General features: G+C 52.4%; 16 protein-coding genes and 1 pseudogene. 6 read left to right on the forward strand and 11 right to left on the reverse strand.

Annotated elements, in window-relative coordinates; genetic code table 11:
* Nucleotides 1–2: 2 nt before the first annotated feature.
* Together LQ945_RS23640 and LQ945_RS23645 are read right to left on the reverse strand one after the other, a co-directional pair.
* Nucleotides 3–1,781 (reverse strand): GMC family oxidoreductase, encoded by a 1,779-nt coding sequence (locus LQ945_RS23640; RefSeq protein WP_270101875.1) that lies wholly within the window; start codon nucleotides 1,779–1,781, stop codon nucleotides 3–5.
* Entirely contained in the window at nucleotides 1,782–2,498 is a 717-nt protein-coding gene (locus tag LQ945_RS23645) for a gluconate 2-dehydrogenase subunit 3 family protein (protein WP_270101876.1), read from the reverse strand.
* Nucleotides 2,499–2,784: 286 nt separating this feature from the next.
* On the opposite strand from LQ945_RS23645, the gene LQ945_RS23650 reads away from it, so the two are divergent.
* From LQ945_RS23650 to LQ945_RS23660, 3 genes are all read left to right on the forward strand, one after another.
* Nucleotides 2,785–4,284, forward strand: a complete 1,500-nt coding sequence (locus tag LQ945_RS23650) for a PLP-dependent aminotransferase family protein (protein WP_270101877.1) — start codon at nucleotides 2,785–2,787, stop codon at nucleotides 4,282–4,284.
* Between the two features lie 201 nt (nucleotides 4,285–4,485).
* Entirely contained in the window at nucleotides 4,486–4,938 is a 453-nt protein-coding gene (locus LQ945_RS23655) for a GNAT family N-acetyltransferase (RefSeq protein ID WP_270101878.1), read from the forward strand.
* Nucleotides 4,939–4,963: 25 nt separating this feature from the next.
* Nucleotides 4,964–5,665, forward strand: coding sequence for a GNAT family N-acetyltransferase (locus LQ945_RS23660; protein WP_270103024.1), 702 nt, complete (start codon nucleotides 4,964–4,966; stop codon nucleotides 5,663–5,665).
* Nucleotides 5,666–5,710: 45 nt separating this feature from the next.
* On the opposite strand, the gene purB is transcribed toward LQ945_RS23660, so the two are convergent.
* The 6 genes from purB to rluE form a co-directional block, all read right to left on the reverse strand.
* Nucleotides 5,711–7,081 (reverse strand): adenylosuccinate lyase, encoded by a 1,371-nt coding sequence (gene purB / locus LQ945_RS23665; protein ID WP_262242240.1) that lies wholly within the window; start codon nucleotides 7,079–7,081, stop codon nucleotides 5,711–5,713.
* A gap of 22 nt (nucleotides 7,082–7,103) precedes the next feature.
* On the reverse strand, nucleotides 7,104–7,730 hold the full coding sequence (hflD, locus tag LQ945_RS23670; protein ID WP_020826477.1) for a high frequency lysogenization protein HflD: 627 nt from the start codon (nucleotides 7,728–7,730) through the stop codon (nucleotides 7,104–7,106).
* 2 nt (nucleotides 7,731–7,732) lie between these two features.
* A complete protein-coding gene (mnmA, locus tag LQ945_RS23675; RefSeq protein WP_182824301.1) occupies nucleotides 7,733–8,836 on the reverse strand; it encodes a tRNA 2-thiouridine(34) synthase MnmA in 1,104 nt (367 codons plus the stop codon).
* A gap of 95 nt (nucleotides 8,837–8,931) precedes the next feature.
* Entirely contained in the window at nucleotides 8,932–9,378 is a 447-nt protein-coding gene (locus tag LQ945_RS23680) for an NUDIX hydrolase (RefSeq protein WP_044550010.1), read from the reverse strand.
* A 9-nt stretch (nucleotides 9,379–9,387) separates the two neighbouring features.
* On the reverse strand, nucleotides 9,388–9,723 hold the full coding sequence (locus tag LQ945_RS23685; RefSeq protein ID WP_270101879.1) for a lysozyme inhibitor LprI family protein: 336 nt from the start codon (nucleotides 9,721–9,723) through the stop codon (nucleotides 9,388–9,390).
* A gap of 21 nt (nucleotides 9,724–9,744) precedes the next feature.
* A complete protein-coding gene (rluE, locus tag LQ945_RS23690; protein ID WP_270101880.1) occupies nucleotides 9,745–10,371 on the reverse strand; it encodes a 23S rRNA pseudouridine(2457) synthase RluE in 627 nt (208 codons plus the stop codon).
* A 132-nt stretch (nucleotides 10,372–10,503) separates the two neighbouring features.
* On the opposite strand from rluE, the gene icd reads away from it, so the two are divergent.
* The 3 genes from icd (at nucleotide 10,504) to LQ945_RS23705 (ending at nucleotide 13,278) form a co-directional block, all read left to right on the forward strand.
* Nucleotides 10,504–11,757 (forward strand): NADP-dependent isocitrate dehydrogenase, encoded by a 1,254-nt coding sequence (icd, locus tag LQ945_RS23695; RefSeq protein WP_012006449.1) that lies wholly within the window; start codon nucleotides 10,504–10,506, stop codon nucleotides 11,755–11,757.
* 427 nt (nucleotides 11,758–12,184) lie between these two features.
* On the forward strand, nucleotides 12,185–12,631 hold the full coding sequence (locus LQ945_RS23700) for a DUF3290 domain-containing protein (RefSeq protein WP_270101881.1): 447 nt from the start codon (nucleotides 12,185–12,187) through the stop codon (nucleotides 12,629–12,631).
* Nucleotides 12,632–12,639: 8 nt separating this feature from the next.
* Entirely contained in the window at nucleotides 12,640–13,278 is a 639-nt protein-coding gene (locus LQ945_RS23705) for a DUF421 domain-containing protein (RefSeq protein WP_270101882.1), read from the forward strand.
* Nucleotides 13,279–13,520: 242 nt separating this feature from the next.
* Here LQ945_RS23705 and LQ945_RS23710 read toward each other — a convergent pair.
* The 3 genes and pseudogenes from LQ945_RS23710 to LQ945_RS23720 all read right to left on the reverse strand — a co-directional run bounded on the left by LQ945_RS23710 (nucleotide 13,521) and on the right by LQ945_RS23720 (nucleotide 15,490).
* A pseudogene (locus tag LQ945_RS23710) lies at nucleotides 13,521–14,647 on the reverse strand (phage integrase Arm DNA-binding domain-containing protein).
* Nucleotides 14,628–14,873, reverse strand: coding sequence for an excisionase (locus LQ945_RS23715; RefSeq protein WP_270101883.1), 246 nt, complete (start codon nucleotides 14,871–14,873; stop codon nucleotides 14,628–14,630). The pseudogene LQ945_RS23710 and the gene LQ945_RS23715 overlap by 20 nt, the downstream one beginning before the upstream one ends.
* Entirely contained in the window at nucleotides 14,873–15,490 is a 618-nt protein-coding gene (locus LQ945_RS23720) for a 3'-5' exonuclease (RefSeq protein ID WP_270101884.1), read from the reverse strand. Before LQ945_RS23720 ends, LQ945_RS23715 begins: the two co-directional genes overlap by 1 nt.
* Nucleotides 15,491–15,521: the final 31 nt, after the last annotated feature.

Consider the following 15,521-nt stretch of genomic DNA (forward strand, 5'->3'; position numbering starts at 1 on the left):
TATCAGGCCTGAACCAGCGGACCGGGGTTTTTTAAATACTGCGTGCGGATCGCCTCGGCCGAATAATAGGCCAGCGCCCCGACGATGCCGGTGGGGTTGTAGGCCAGGTTCTGCGGAAAGGCACAGGCGCCGGTGACGAACACGTTAGGGACATCCCAACACTGCAGGTATTTATTCACCACGCTGGTGGTCGGGTTATCGCCGGTAATGGCGCCGCCGGTGGTGTGAGTCGACTGGTAGGGGCGCACATCGTAATGATCGCCGGTTTTTTTCACCGATACCGCTATCTGTTTGGGGTTCATGGCATTGGCGATATTCACCATTTTGCTGGTGATGTGCTGTGTCATTTTGATTTCATTGTCTTTCCAGTCAAAGGTCATGCGCAGCAGCGGCAGGCCGTAGCCGTCCTTGTAGGTCGGGTCCAGATCCAGATAGCAATCCCGATATGGCATCACCGAGCCTTCGGAGCCGATGCTCATCGAGTGCGGGTAGTTGTCCCTGATGCTCTGTTTCCAGCCACCGCCCCAGGCAGGCGAGCCCGGCGGCAGCATCATTTGCTGGATAGGTCGGCCACCGGTGCGGGTGGCAGAAATGTAGGCACCGCCGATAAAGCCCAAATCGGCATGATCGAAGTTCTCACCGTTCAGATCGTCGATCACCGTGCCGGCCGCGCCTGCGCCGATAAACGGATTGAAGTGCGTATTCTGGTCGTAAAACAACGAGATACCGCTGTTCATCTGATAGGCGTAGTTCTTGCCGACCACGCCTTCACCGGTCACCGGATCGTAAGGTTTGCCGATGCCGGACAACAGCAGCAGGCGAACGTTATGCAGTTGGAAGGCGCTGAGGATCACCAGATCGGCCGGTTGTTCCACCTCTTGCCCCTGGGCGTTGATATAGGTGACGCCGGTGGCTTTCTTGCCGGTGCTGTCCAGATTCACTTTAATCACCTGCGACTGGGTGCGCAGCTCAAAGTTTTTACGCTGGGTCAGTACCGGCAATATGGTGGTTTGCGGCGAAGCCTTGGAGTACATAAAGCAGCCGAAGCGCTCGCAGTAACCGCAAAAATTACAGGGGCCAAGCTGCACGCCGTAAGGATTGGTATAGGGCTCGGAGCAGTTGGCGGCGGGGATGGCGAACGGGTGATAGCCCAGCGATTCGGCGGCCTTGCCGAACAGCGAACCTGAATAGAGCTGTTTCAGCGCCTGCGTCGGGTATTCGCTGGCACGTGGCCCTTCAAACGGATTGCCTCCCTGGATGATATTTCCCTGCAGGTTCCCGGCTCGGCCGGAAGTGCCGCACACTTTTTCGAACTTGTCGAAGTAAGGCTCCAGCTCCTGATAACTCAGCGGATAATCCTGCAGTGTCATGCCTTCCGGGATCCATTTGGCCCCGTACTTTTCATTGAGGGTGGTGTGCAGCTTTAAGTCGGATGGCAAGGCTCGCCAGTGCATGCCGTTCCAGTGCACGCCGGCACCGCCGACGCCGTTGCCCGGCAGAAAAGACCCGAGCTGGCGGTAGGGTACGGCAAACTCTGCCGGGGTGTGGCGCACCGTAACCGTCTCATGCGCCATTTCCTGTGCCAGTTTCAGGCGAATGCCGTAGGTCAGTTCGTCGGCGATGCGCGGATAGGCAAAGTCCGGGTAGGTTTCACGCTGCTCACCGCGCTCCAGCGCCAGCACGCTCAGGCCGCTTTCGGTCAATTCCATCCCCATTATGGCGCCGGTCCAACCAAACCCGACGATAACCACGTCTACCGGTGGTTTTTTAATTGTGCTCATTTAGGCATTCCTTTTGCTTGAAATACTGACCGGGCCGAGGGGATAAGGCTGATTGGGGCGATTGACCCAATCGGTGTAATCCGCGCGTGCGCCGGGGAAACCAATCAGCTTCCAGGACGCTAACGTCTGGTTGCCGCCATGCACCGGGTCGGCCAGATAGCCTTCTTTGGTGTTGGTCAGCAACTGGTCGAAAAACGCCTTGCCGGGCAGAGTTTCCGAATCGATTTGGCCGTGCTCCAGCGCCGTCAGCAGCTGTTCCTGCTCGGCGTGGCCGAGTTCGGCAAACACCTTTTGAAACTGCCGACGGCAGTGCGCATTAACTTCACGGATACCGATGCGGTAAGTCTCGCGCGGCGTCAGCTTGGACTGATAGCCCAGTTCCGGTGGGGAAGGAACGAAGGGCGGATGCATGTACCACAGTCCGCCGTGGCCGTAGGGCGTTTCCATTTGTCGGTCGATAAATATTGGTACGCCCTGATCCACCGCTCCGGGGCCGTTAGCGTCCGTCGGGATCAGCCGGTCGCAGGCCGCCAACAGAAAATGCCATTCGTCACCGTTGAAATAGACCGGGACATAGTGGCTCGATACGCCGGGGGCAGGCGCCGCCTTGGCTTCCAGCGCCATAATGCTGCTGCCGGCGGCCGCCAGCGGGATTAAAGCCAGGGTCTTTTTTAGAAAGTTACGCCGGGGCGGCGTAGCGTCGTGCTGTTGTGACATAATTCCACCTTGAACATGCTTCACAATAAATGCCTGCACAGGCAATAACGGCCTACGCCGTGGCTCTCCAGCAGCGGTAAACAGGCGGGGAAGGGTAAATGAATCATAAACAGCCATATAAGTAGCAGGCTACTGGTATGGTTGTTTCAGTGTAGGGCTGGCGAACTGAACGAAACAATCGATGATCTGTTTCAAAACATTTTGTTCACAATTGAGTTGATTTAGATCAACTTATCAACATACATACCGCGGGTTTGTCTGCGGCAGACCTTCGACCCGGAGCAGCATGAAGCGCAGCAGTGACAGCCGGCCGGATATGATCCAGGCCACCTTCAATCGGCATTTACGCCAAGACATGACGCGCAAAGCCGCGCTGCATCTGACCATCAAGCAACTGGTGACGGCGGGGGAGCTGGACTATCTGGCAAAACTGCCGCCCAGCCGTGTGCTGGCAGCCCGGCTGGCGGTTTCGCGCGATACGGTGGAACTGACATATGCCCAACTGGAGGCAGAAGGCTACATTGCCCGTGCGGTGGGGCGCGGCAGTTTTGTCAGCTACCAGCAAAATACCCTGATTGGCCGAGAACTGTTGGCTGAAAACCCGGCCGGAAGCGCTCAACTGGCTGAGTCGGAACTGAGTGTGCATGGCCGCTCCTTGCTGCTGGCAGCCCATACTCCGCACACCAGTCGAAGCGACTCGCTGACGCCTTCCGTGCCCGATTTACGGCTGTTTCCCATCGATAGTTGGTTGCAGCTGGAAAGGCAGGCTGTGCGACAGGGGGCCGAGCGCCTGCTGGGGTACGCCGATCCTCAGGGGCTGGTGGAACTGCGGGAGGAGGTCATTGACTATTTACGGTGCGAAAGGGGCGTGAAGGCCAGCGCGGAGCAGGTGATCGTGGTGACCAGCTCACAGCAGGCGCTATCGCTGTGTACGCAGGTGTTGTTTAATCCTGGCGATCGGGTGTTCGTGGAAGAGCCAGGCTACCAGGGCGCCAAAAAACTGGTTCAGTCGGCAGGTTTACTCGCCCAACCGATAGGGGTAGATCAATCCGGTCTGGATATTGATGCATTGATACGGGAAGAAGCGGGCGGGCGGGGCGTTTACATCACGCCCTCCCATCATTATCCGTTGGGGCATTCGCTAAGCATCAACCGGAGGTTAAAGCTGTTGGCCTGGGCGCAACGTGAAAAAGCCTGGATTATTGAGGACGACTACGATTCCGAGTTCAATTACGACGGCCTGACCAGGGCATCGTTGCAGGGGCTGGATCAACACCAACGAACCTTGTATATCGGCACCTTCAGCAAGACGCTATTCCCGGGGTTGCGCATCGGTTTTATTATCGTTCCGCCGCAGTTGATTAAGCCCATGGTCGCCGCCAAGCAATTCCAGGATGGTTATACTTCCGCGCTGCCGCAAATGACGCTATTCAAATTTATCCATGAAGATTTCCATACCGAACATTTAAGAAATATGCGCAAAATCTATCAGGCCCGGCTGGAGATCTTGCATGCCGCGGTTCATCAGCATCTTGGCGTCTGGACTCAGCCGCGTTTGCCGCAGGGCGGGTTGCAACTGGTTTGTCCGGTGGCCGACGCGGCAACTGAACGGCGCCTGATTCAGGCCGCCGCCGCCCAGGGGATGAGGGTCTATGGTCTGATCGATTTTTATACCGGGCAACCCACGGAGGGGGCGCTGGTACTGGGTTTTGCCGCTTATTCCCCAGACGAGATTGTAAGATTCATCAAAAAGTTATCTTCTGTTTTCAGCGCGCTGTCGGCTTAGTTCCGACGGCGGTGGCACATCAAAATTGGTCTGTTCACTGTTATTAATTGGTCTGTATTCAGTTCGCAATGGCGCGGGTATCCTACTGGTATTACGTTATTTTTCCTCAGAAAAAGCCCCGATGACGCCTTGATCGCCACCGCCTTTAAGGTGGCTTGAAAGGCCGCGGGAATACCATCTTATTAATACCAGTGAGGCACTATGCTCCCAATAAGTCATGAAGTAGCAGTACGTAAAATACAAAACGCCGATAAGCCGCAGTGGTTGGAACTGTGGCAGGGGTATCTCCATTTTTACCGTGCGGATGTCTCGGCGCAGATTACCGATCATACCTTTGAGCGTTTGTGCGAGGATCAACAGGTTTACGGCCTGGTGGCGGAAGACAGAAACGGCAACCTGCTGGGGTTCATGCATCTCATTTTCCATCCTTCAACCTGGAGCTCGGCCGGCTATTGTTATATTGAAGATCTTTACGTTTCGCCGGCGGGGCGCGGCAAGAAAGTGTCCGAAAAACTCTTCGAACAGGCCTATCAGTTGGCGGATGAAAAGGGCAGCGACAGAGTTTATTGGATGACGCAGGAATATAATGCCCCGGCGCGGTCGCTGTACGACAAAATCGGTCAGAGAAGCTCATTCATCGTTTATAACCGTTAACGGCAGGCTGTAGGGGGTAAGGGTGATCAATCAATTCGGGCAGCCGACAGGCGAGCCATTATCCGATTGGCAGGCGGCGAAGCGCCCTGCGGGCGAGACGCTTAACGGACGCTTTTGCTGTCTGAAGCAACTCGAGCCGCAGCGGGATTATGCGGCTTTGTTCAGCGCTTTCCAGCAGGCGGCGGACGGCCGTGACTGGACTTATTTATCGATAGAACGGCCGGACAGCCCTGCGGCGATGTTGCAGCACCTGAACACCTTACTGGCGAACGCGACGCTGGTGAATCTGACGGTGTTTGACAGCGTCAGCCAGGCACCGGTCGGGACGGTAGCCTATATGCGTATCGACGAAGCTAATGGCGTGGCTGAGATTGGCCACGTCAGTTGGTCACCGGCGATGAAACAGCGCTCCAGCGCCACCGAGGCGATTTATCTGATGTTGCGGCACCTGTTCGAGGATTTGGGCTATCGCCGTTGCGAATGGAAGTGCGACAGTCACAACGCACCTTCCAAACAGGCGGCGGCGAGATTTGGCTTCCTGCATGAAGGGACTTTCCGCTTTGCGGTGATCACCAAAGGCCGCAGCCGGGATACCGACTGGTTTGCCATTACCGCTGACCGTTGGCCGGCAATCAAGGCGGGGTTCGAGCAGTGGTTGAGTCCCGATAATTTCAATGCGCAAGGGCAGCAGATAAAACGCCTGCAGGATTTCATGCCACAAAAATAAAAGAGGCGGCCAAAAGGCCGCCTCTTTACTATCGGAACAAAACGCTTACTTCAGCTCATCGACCATGGTCGCCGCGCGGCCAATGTAGTTTGCCGGGGTCATGGCTTTCAGACGGGTTTTCTCTTCTTCCGGCAGCGCCAGACCATCGATAAATGCCTGCATGCCGGCGGCATCCACGCGTTTGCCTCGGGTCAGCTCTTTCAGCTTTTCATACGGCTTTTCGATACCGTAACGACGCATCACGGTCTGGATCGGCTCGGCCAGCACTTCCCAGTTGTGATCCAGTTCGTCCAGCAGGTGCGCCTGGTTCACTTCCAGCTTGCTGATGCCTTTCATGGTCGCCTGATAAGCGATCAACGCATAGCCCAGGCCCACGCCCAGGTTACGCAGCACGGTGGAGTCAGTCAGGTCACGCTGCCAGCGCGATACCGGCAGTTTGCTGGCCAGGTGGCCCAACACCGCGTTAGACAGGCCCAGGTTGCCTTCGGAGTTTTCGAAGTCGATTGGGTTGACCTTGTGCGGCATGGTGGAGGAGCCGATCTCACCGGCGATGGTCTTCTGCTTGAAATGATTCAGGGCGATGTAACCCCAGATATCACGGTCGAAGTCGATCAGAATGGTGTTGAAACGCGCCACGCAGTCAAACAGCTCGGCAATGTAGTCGTGCGGTTCGATTTGGGTGGTGTACGGGTTCCAGGTAATGCCCAGTGAAGTCACGAAGTCTTCGCTGAACGCATGCCAGTCCACTTCCGGGTAAGCCACGATGTGGGCGTTATAGTTGCCGACTGCACCGTTGATTTTACCCATGATCTCCACACGTTCCAGCTGACGGAACTGACGTTCCATACGGTAGGCCACGTTGGCGAATTCTTTACCGACGGTTGACGGGGTTGCCGGCTGGCCGTGGGTGCGGGACAGCAGCGGAATATCGCGGTATTCCAGCGCCAGGCCCTTGATTGAATCGATGATTTTACGCCAGTACGGCAGCACCACATCCTGACGCGCAGTTTGCAGCATCAGTGCATGCGACAGGTTGTTGATGTCTTCTGAGGTACAGGCAAAGTGGATAAACTCGGACACCGCCTGCAGAGCAGGGATCGCCTCTACTTTTTCTTTCAGGAAATACTCAACCGCTTTCACATCGTGGTTGGTGGTGCGTTCGATGGTCTTGATGCGCTGCGCGTCTTCTTCGCTGAATTCCGCGACGATCTTGTCGAGGAAAGCGTTTGCGTCGGCGTCAAAAGCCGGAACTTCTTTGATTTCTGCACAGGTGGCCAGTTTTTGCAGCCAACGTACTTCAACCTGCACGCGGAATTTCAGCAGACCGTATTCGCTGAAAATGGCGCGCAGTGCGCTGACTTTATCACCGTAGCGTCCATCAACGGGTGAGACGGCGGTCAGTGAGGATAATTCCATCGGTAGCAACTCCTGGGATCGATTAACAATGAGCAACGATATTTTGCGCCTGTTTAAACAGACGATTACGGGAAAACATTAACTGCAGGCGGCTGCCGCCAACCTGTTGCCACAGTACGGCGGCACGGATGCCGGCCAGCAGCGTGGCACGAACCTTGGCCTGCACCTGCGGATTCTGCAGAATGGCCGGCGAGCCGGTCACCTGGATACGCGGTCCGAGCGGGCTGACCACGTCGACATAAATGCCGGCCAGCGCACTGATAATAGTGTCCGATTCCAGATCAAAATGTGCCAGTTGGCGCTCTAACTGGCCGAGGCGTTCGCCAAGCTGATTCATCGCCTGTTTGTTGGCGTTGAGCTTGCGCTCCAGCACCATCAGGCTGATGGTGTAGCGGGTCAGTTCGGCACCCAAGCCTTTATTGTTGGCATTGAGCACGCTCATCAGCGTCTCGAGGCCCACCTTCAGATTGCGCTCTTCCCCGCCGAACACTGCCAGCGTGGAAGAGGGGTCCATCTGCAACAGGCTATTGAGCGAAGTATGGAAAGCTTCACGATCGCATTGGCCTTCGTGCGCCAACTGCTGGACCATAAGCGCTGCCTGGCTGATTCCAGCCATGGCCAGCGTAATGTCATAATAATTCTTCGCCACGATTACTCCTGTAAACGCTGTTCGATAATGCCGCCACCGAGGCAGATTTCATCCAGATAGAACACGGCAGACTGGCCTGGCGTCACGGCGGCGACCGGCTCGTCGAAACGCACTTCAATGCGTTGTTCGTCAAGCGGGGTAACGGTGCACGGAATGTCCTGTTGGCGATAACGGGTCTTCACCGTACAGCGGAAGGGGCCGCTCAGCGGCAGGCGATCGACCCAATGCAGCTGCTGTGCGATCAGCCCGACTGACATCAGGCGCGGATGCTCATGCCCCTGGGCGACCACCAGCACGTTGTTGGCCACGTCTTTGTCCACCACGTACCACGGATCTTCACTGCTGTCCTTCATACCACCGATGCCCAGCCCTTTACGCTGGCCCAGGGTGTGGTACATCAGGCCCTGATGCTCACCGACGGTCTGACCGTCAACGCTGACAATCGGGCCCGGTTGCGCGGGCAGATAGCGGCCAAGGAAGTCGCGGAACTTGCGCTCGCCGATAAAGCAGATGCCGGTAGAGTCTTTTTTCTTGGCGGTGACCAGATCGAGCTGTTCGGCGATGCGGCGCACCTCCGGTTTTTCCAGCTCGCCGACCGGGAACAGGCTTTGCGCAACCTGTTCGTGGCTCAGGGTGTAGAGGAAATAGCTCTGGTCTTTGTTGCCGTCGACACCGCGCAGCAGGCGGCTTTTGCCGTCAACATCCTGGCGGCGCACGTAGTGGCCGGTGGCGATAAAATCGGCCCCCAGATCTTCGGCGGCAAATTCCAGGAAGGCTTTGAATTTGATTTCTTTATTGCACAGGATGTCCGGGTTCGGCGTACGGCCGGCCTTGTACTCTTCCAGGAACAGTTCAAAGACGTTGTCCCAGTACTCTGCCGCGAAGTTCACCGTATGCAGTTCGATGCCGAGTTTGTCGCATACCGCCTGCGCATCGGCCAAATCGGTCGCTGCGGAGCAGTACTCTTCATCATCGTCTTCTTCCCAGTTCTTCATAAACAGCCCAGCGACCTGATAGCCCTGTTGCTGTAACAGATAGGCAGTAACGGAAGAGTCGACGCCGCCGGACATACCGACGATTACTTTTTTCTGGCTGTTGTCTGACATGGGGATCTCACGAACTTGAACACGAACCGTGCTGATAAAAAACAAGCGCAGGATTTTACCACGTTGCCTGCGCCGGCGCACGGCACTTATTCAATTCAGAACGGCCAGTTATAGCTGCTGACCAGCGACAGCGGGTAACGCTCCGGCTGTTGGTAACAACGAAGGCTTTCCGCGACCAGTGCGGATCGCAGGTTGGGGGCCTGCAAAATCTCGTCGGCGCTCAGCCACAGGCAGCGGTCGATATCGCTGTCGTGTGGTTCGGTCGGCAACTGCTGCTCAAGTTCGATGACAAAGCAGAAGCGCAGAAACGGCGTCTTGTCAGGCGCGATCCACTGGTGCAGCTTGAGGAACGACTGTGGCGTGGCGCGGATGCCGGTTTCTTCCCATAGCTCGCGCTCGGCGGCTTGCACCAGCGTTTCGTCGGCTTCGAGGTGGCCGGCCGGCTGATTCCAGAGCGCCTTGTGATTAATCGTCTCTTCGACGATCAAAAATTTGCCGGCGGCGTGAACCACGCAGGCAACGGTGACGTGCGGCTTAAACATAAAGGCCCCTTACAGCGGCTTGTTGATGTGCTGATAGATATCATCGAGCTCGGCGATGCGGGTTTGATAGCTGGCTACAAGGCAGTTGGCGTCGCTGCCGCACAGTTTTCGCTGCTCCAGCCAACGTTGCTGCTGGTCTTGCATTTCACCACGTACTCCCATGGCGAACAGACCCTGTAAAAACTGGTATTTGGTTGCCATCTCGACGTCTTTGTCGCTCAGCGTGCGGCTGGCACAGATGGCCTTTTCGTCGGCGCTGACGGCTTTGGCACAGTCAAAACTGGCGGCCTGAACGGCCGGAACCGAAAGCAGGGCGGTGAACAGTAGCGCAGTTAATGTTTTCATCGTTGCTGTTCCTCGGGCTGGTTACAGTGAGTCCAGGGTTTTCCATTCACCGGGCTGCAATTCGCCCAATGAAAGATTACCCATACTGTAGCGAATCAGCCGCAGGGTAGGAAAGCCGATGTGTGCCGTCATGCGACGCACCTGGCGATTTCGGCCTTCATACAGGGTGACTTTCAGCCAGGCGGTGGGGATCGACTTGCGTTCGCGAATGGGCGGATTGCGTGGCCACAGCCATTGCGGTTCTGCGACCAGCTCTATCCCTGCCGGCAATGTCGGGCCGTCTTTGAGAGTGACTCCGCTGCGTAAGGGCGCCAGGTCGCTTTCCTGCGGAGCGCCTTCAACCTGCACGTAATAGACTTTGCCGGTGCGTTTGCCCGGCTGGGTGAGCTGTGCCTGCAGCTTGCCGTCATTGGTTAACACCAATAAACCTTCACTGTCGCGATCCAGACGCCCGGCGGCGTAAACATCGGGAAACGGAATGAATTCTTTCAGCGTGGTGCGGCCGGCTTCATCGGTAAATTGCGGCAGCACATCGAACGGCTTATTGAATAACACCACGCGACGCGGCCCCTGTGCGACAGCGGGTTTGGCGGGGGTAGGGTTGCTGAATCGTTTAACTTTGTGATTTTTAACAGAGAATTTTTTCATAACGGTTGAGATTACGGATGATAGGCGCATTATAACCGAATCCGTTTCGGATTGGCGCGGACTGAAAATTCCAGTAGTATCTACACGCATCTTACAAAGCATTAACAAAAATTGCGCTTGAAGGAGAGGTTGATGGAAAGCAAAGTAGTTGTTCCGGCAGAAGGTAAAAAGATTACGGTCGATGCCCAGGGTAAACTGGTTGTTCCGAATAACCCGATCATTCCGTTTATCGAAGGCGACGGCATTGGCGTTGACGTTACCCCTGCTATGATTCACGTGGTTGATGCAGCAGTGAAAAAGGCCTACCACGGCGAACGTAAAATCTCCTGGATGGAAATCTATACCGGCGAAAAATCCACTCACGTTTACGGGAAAGACGTGTGGCTGCCGGAAGAAACCCTGGATCTGATCCGTGACTACCGCGTTGCCATCAAAGGCCCGCTGACTACCCCAGTCGGTGGCGGTATTCGCTCCCTGAACGTGGCCCTGCGCCAGCAATTGGACCTGTACGTGTGTCTGCGTCCGGTGCGTTACTACCAGGGCACGCCAAGCCCGGTTAAACAGCCAGAACTGACCGACATGGTGATCTTCCGCGAAAACGCCGAAGACATCTACGCAGGTATCGAGTGGAAAGCCGGTTCTGCCGAAGCAGACAAAGTAATCAAGTTCCTGCGCGACGAAATGGGCGTGAAAAAAATCCGCTTCCCAGAGCAATGTGGTATCGGTGTGAAGCCATGCTCTGAAGAAGGGACTAAGCGTCTGGTACGTGCGGCGATCGAATACGCGATCACTAACGACCGCGACTCTGTGACCCTGGTTCACAAAGGCAACATCATGAAGTTCACCGAAGGTGCCTTCAAGGATTGGGGCTACGAATTGGCGCGTGAAGAGTTCGGTGGCGAACTGATCGACGGCGGCCCATGGCTGAAAATCAAGAACCCGAACACCGGTAAAGAGATCGTGGTAAAAGACGTGATCGCCGATGCCTTCCTGCAGCAAATCCTGCTGCGTCCGGCTGAATACGACGTGATCGCCTGTATGAACCTGAACGGTGACTACATCTCCGACGCCCTGGCCGCGCAGGTTGGCGGTATCGGTATCGCACCTGGCGCCAACATCGGTTCCGATTGCGCGCTGTTCGAAGCCACCCACGGTACCGCACCTAAGTATGCCGGCCAGGACAAAGTGAACCCAGGTTCCATCATCCTGTCTGCAGAAATGATGCTGCGCCACATGGGCTGGTTCGAAGCGGCTGACCTGATTGTTAAGGGCATGGAAGGCGCAATCGCTGCCAAGACCGTGACCTATGACTTCGAACGCCTGATGGAAGGCGCTAAGCTGCTGAAATGTTCAGAGTTTGGCGACGCTATCGTTAAACACATGTAATTGTGGTTAAGCGTTAAATGATAACGGGAACCTGATGGTTCCCGTTTTTTATTATTCAAACTGCAACGGTTATCAAAACGTTATCAAAATAAGTTATCAAAACCCGTTAGGATGGTGTTGGCGCATGTCTAATGTAAGTGGAAAGCCCATTTTGCGTAACGAGTCGCCACTGCATATTGCGATCTAGTAATTCATTGAGAAGTTAGTGCGACACATTATCCTGTAGCCAAGTGAAATTAAGGTATAATCGCATAATAAATCTATCTAGGAGACGCTGAGACTAACGCGGTTAAGCTTAACATTACTTCTCAAGATAAAAATACCATGACAAACCTCGGAACATATCAGATAATTAATATTATAGAATGATAACAAATTACTGTAATTTCAGAGAAAGAAACATTAAACAACCAGGAATGGTGTCTTTATGAATTTTTATGGGATAAACTATCTTCAAACGCAGTCTAATTTAAATGATTATTTAAAGTATGTTATTATTTTTAGTGCTTTATTTGTTTTGATAGTTGTTTTTAGTCTGTATATGCGCCATCGCCTTCAGACAAAATTCCGAGATTTAACTATTATCGCATTCTTGTTTTTAATTTTCATCTCAGGTGTTCAATATTCAGATTATACTAATAGCCAAAATGTACACTCAAAATCATCCCAAATGGTTAATTTTGTAAGGTTGTTGTCAAAAGAAAAAAGCGTAAACATATATTCTATATTTTCCAATTCAGTGCAGTTATCGGATGGGGTGATAGTTAAGGTTGATAATTACTATTACCGCGTAAACTTAAGTGCAGATCTAAATACTTATAGCCTAACGCAAACTTGGTTAACAAACCCTGATGTCACCATTATAAAAAATTGAGGAAGAAAATGATTATATATATGCCTATTATTATAAAGTTGGGGCTGGGGATACTATGCTTGATTGTGCAAATAAATCTTATGGGGAAAGGTAATCTGGCTCCATCGTCAGCAATGGATCAGGTTCAGAACTACGTTCTTGGCGGGATTATCGGTGGCGTAATCTACAATGAATCGATTACTGTACTACAATTTGTTCTGGTATTAATTATCTGGACTTTACTTGTGTTTGTTCTTAAGTTTTTAAAAGAGAATAATCGTTTAGTCAAACGTATTATTGATGGCAAACCAATTACTTTAGTACACAATGGCAGCGTTGATGTTAAAGAATGTTTGAGGAATGGTGTTTCCGCAAATGATTTGATGTTCAAGTTAAGATCTAATGGTATTTATGAAGTGGAACAATTAAAACGTGTGGTTCTAGAGCAAAATGGGCAGTTAACCATTATTCAAAACGGTGATGAAAATATTCGCTACCCAATAATAGTGGATGGTTTGGCTAATCATGATCTACTTGAAATCCTCAATAAAGACAGAGAATGGTTAGAGGGTAAAATCGAGGAGCAAGGTTTCAAAAAAATCAGTGAGGTCTATTTAGGAGAGTACTTGTCTGGCAAGATTAATTTGTACGGATATGAAAGTAAATAGCAAGTTTTGCGTCTAATTGGCCGTCTTAGACGGCATTTGTAATTTATTTAATTCCATGGCGTTTAATTTAAGTGGTGCGAATTGATTAATGTGTTTAATTAATTTGGGCGCAGGTCTTATTGAATAAAAATACTTACATTAACAACTTGTTTTCACGTCTTACTAGCTGCAGTATTGGTTTTAGACTATAGTGAAAGTTCAGGGTCGTAATTAATAAAATAAAAATCTTTATTCAAGTTGACCTAGTAAATTATTTTTATCCAATCTTTACCTCTATCATCGTGATAGCGATCTGTCTGAGACTGTGTTTTGTGTCCTAGAAGCATCTGTGTTTTTACTCCCTGGGACTTATACAGTCTTTCAGCGAGAGAACGTTGTTCATGAAATGTTGCTGGTGTGCCGTCTCCCCAATCAATATCAGTTTTATCTCTGGCTTTGCTAAAGTTTGTTGTCAGCGTATTTCCTGGTACTTTGGCACCACGTTGGGCCATTGATGTCGAACGGAAGTAATGTACAAGATACCGACTCACAGCATAATCACGGCAGCGCGAGATAACCTCACGTAGACTTGTGTTCAAAGCATCGCATCGAAGAGAAAGAGGTAATGCCAACTTTGCACCAGTCTTCTCCTGCAAAACATGTAAGTGATCATCCCAGATGTCGCTGAATTTCATTGCTGAGATATCACCCAAGCGCCGCCCTGTAACTATGGCCAATAGCATCGCATTGCCCATGTAGCTATGCTGTTTATCAGCAATGTCGAAGATCTTCTGCCATTCCTCTAAATTCAAACGCTGCCTGGTAACCTTCCTGCGCGGTTGCTTTGTTGCGAGTGCGGGATTGTAGCCAGGCGGAACCTCACCAACATGCTGAGCCTCTTTAAATACGTCGATCAGCACTGAGCGAACAACCTGGCCCATACGTGGCTGTCCGGCGTCGGTGTACTCATCCAACAACGAAGCTATATCTTTGGCATTTACCTCGGGCAAGGGTTTCATTGTAAATTTTTGGCGTAGAAGGTCCACAGGCTTACGTTTTGTTTAAACGTGTTGGGCTTGATATCACCGGTACTCAGTCGTTCCTCCTGTATTTTCCAATACCGAATGAGCCAGGTACTGACAGTTATATCTTTACCCTTAATTTGTGCCACGCGATCGCTAAGTGCCAGGATCTGCCGGCTACGTTGCTCCGCTAGTCGGCTATTGGCTTCGATTGCAATCTCACGAGCTTCTTGCTCATTGTCACCAAGAGCATGGTACTTTCCTGTAACCGGATGCCGGTATCGCCAGTAGACCTTATTGGCCTTGCGGCTAAATAGGGGATACAGGTTAGGAATATCAACATTGTTCTTACGCGGTCTGGCTGCCATCGTTCAGTATCCTTTGGAGCTTCGGATTGTCATTGTGCTTAATGACAGGAGTAGTGAGTGGGCCAACTAGCTCAGCATCTTCTCGCACACGCCATAACTTGCCTTCTTTACGAGCGGGAGGGGCGAAGTGGCCCTCTTTAGCGCAACGCCGCAAGGTATTAAAAGAGGGCTGTTTACTGCGGTAACGCTCCGCAGCCCATTCTTCTAACGTCAGCATCTGCAGCATTAGTCACCTACCTGTCTGCTATTCAGACGGTAGGCAATGGCCATCTGTTCTGCATCATTCATGGCATCATGTAGAGAGTGATGTTTAACCGTAGCAAAGCATGGTTGATGGGTTTTAGGCAGATAACCCTTGGTGCCTTTGACCATTGCATCAATGTAGGTGCGAACATCGCGCTTGCCTGCAAAATGCCACGGGCATGTTAGACCGCAAGAACGGTACGCGCTTTCGAGGATAGACCCATCAAAATCGGTGCCACGAAAAAAGATACGCGCACCTGGGTGTTGTTGAATCCAAGAAGTCAGATTTACGAGTGTTTGACTCAGTGGTTCCCGATTTCCAGCCAGCGCCTCATGAGTATCTTCATCTTGTTTTATCCACCACTTTTGTGTTTCGGCGCTGACAGTTCGGCCTTGCATTAACTGACTAAAGGTATCAACCAACCCATAAAATGCAGACTTAGAATAGTCGGCCAACTCAGGATTCCGAACCACCTCCATGATTGAGTCCTGCACTCCATCGACATCTTCGATATCAAATGCAAAACCACCGATAGATAAGATCACTGCTGATGCCTGAACGTCCATTGTTTCTGTGTCGATAGTGATTGTGTTGATCATCGTTACTTACCCCACACTGATTTTTGGCAAA

The sequence above is a fragment of the Serratia liquefaciens genome (assembly GCF_027594825.1).
GTDB lineage: Bacteria > Pseudomonadota > Gammaproteobacteria > Enterobacterales > Enterobacteriaceae > Serratia > Serratia liquefaciens_A.

Coding starts and splice junctions, on each gene's coding strand:
- LQ945_RS23640 (WP_270101875.1), bottom strand. CDS start 1,781: ATGAGCACAATTAAAAAACCACCGGTAGACGTGGTTATCGTCGGGTTT.
- LQ945_RS23645 (WP_270101876.1), bottom strand. CDS start 2,498: ATGTCACAACAGCACGACGCTACGCCGCCCCGGCGTAACTTTCTAAAA.
- LQ945_RS23650 (WP_270101877.1), top strand. CDS start 2,785: ATGAAGCGCAGCAGTGACAGCCGGCCGGATATGATCCAGGCCACCTTC.
- LQ945_RS23655 (WP_270101878.1), top strand. CDS start 4,486: ATGCTCCCAATAAGTCATGAAGTAGCAGTACGTAAAATACAAAACGCC.
- purB (WP_262242240.1), bottom strand. CDS start 7,081: ATGGAATTATCCTCACTGACCGCCGTCTCACCCGTTGATGGACGCTAC.
- mnmA (WP_182824301.1), bottom strand. CDS start 8,836: ATGTCAGACAACAGCCAGAAAAAAGTAATCGTCGGTATGTCCGGCGGC.
- LQ945_RS23680 (WP_044550010.1), bottom strand. CDS start 9,378: ATGTTTAAGCCGCACGTCACCGTTGCCTGCGTGGTTCACGCCGCCGGC.
- LQ945_RS23685 (WP_270101879.1), bottom strand. CDS start 9,723: ATGAAAACATTAACTGCGCTACTGTTCACCGCCCTGCTTTCGGTTCCG.
- rluE (WP_270101880.1), bottom strand. CDS start 10,371: ATGAAAAAATTCTCTGTTAAAAATCACAAAGTTAAACGATTCAGCAAC.
- icd (WP_012006449.1), top strand. CDS start 10,504: ATGGAAAGCAAAGTAGTTGTTCCGGCAGAAGGTAAAAAGATTACGGTC.
- LQ945_RS23700 (WP_270101881.1), top strand. CDS start 12,185: ATGAATTTTTATGGGATAAACTATCTTCAAACGCAGTCTAATTTAAAT.
- LQ945_RS23705 (WP_270101882.1), top strand. CDS start 12,640: ATGATTATATATATGCCTATTATTATAAAGTTGGGGCTGGGGATACTA.
- LQ945_RS23715 (WP_270101883.1), bottom strand. CDS start 14,873: ATGCTGCAGATGCTGACGTTAGAAGAATGGGCTGCGGAGCGTTACCGC.
- LQ945_RS23720 (WP_270101884.1), bottom strand. CDS start 15,490: ATGATCAACACAATCACTATCGACACAGAAACAATGGACGTTCAGGCA.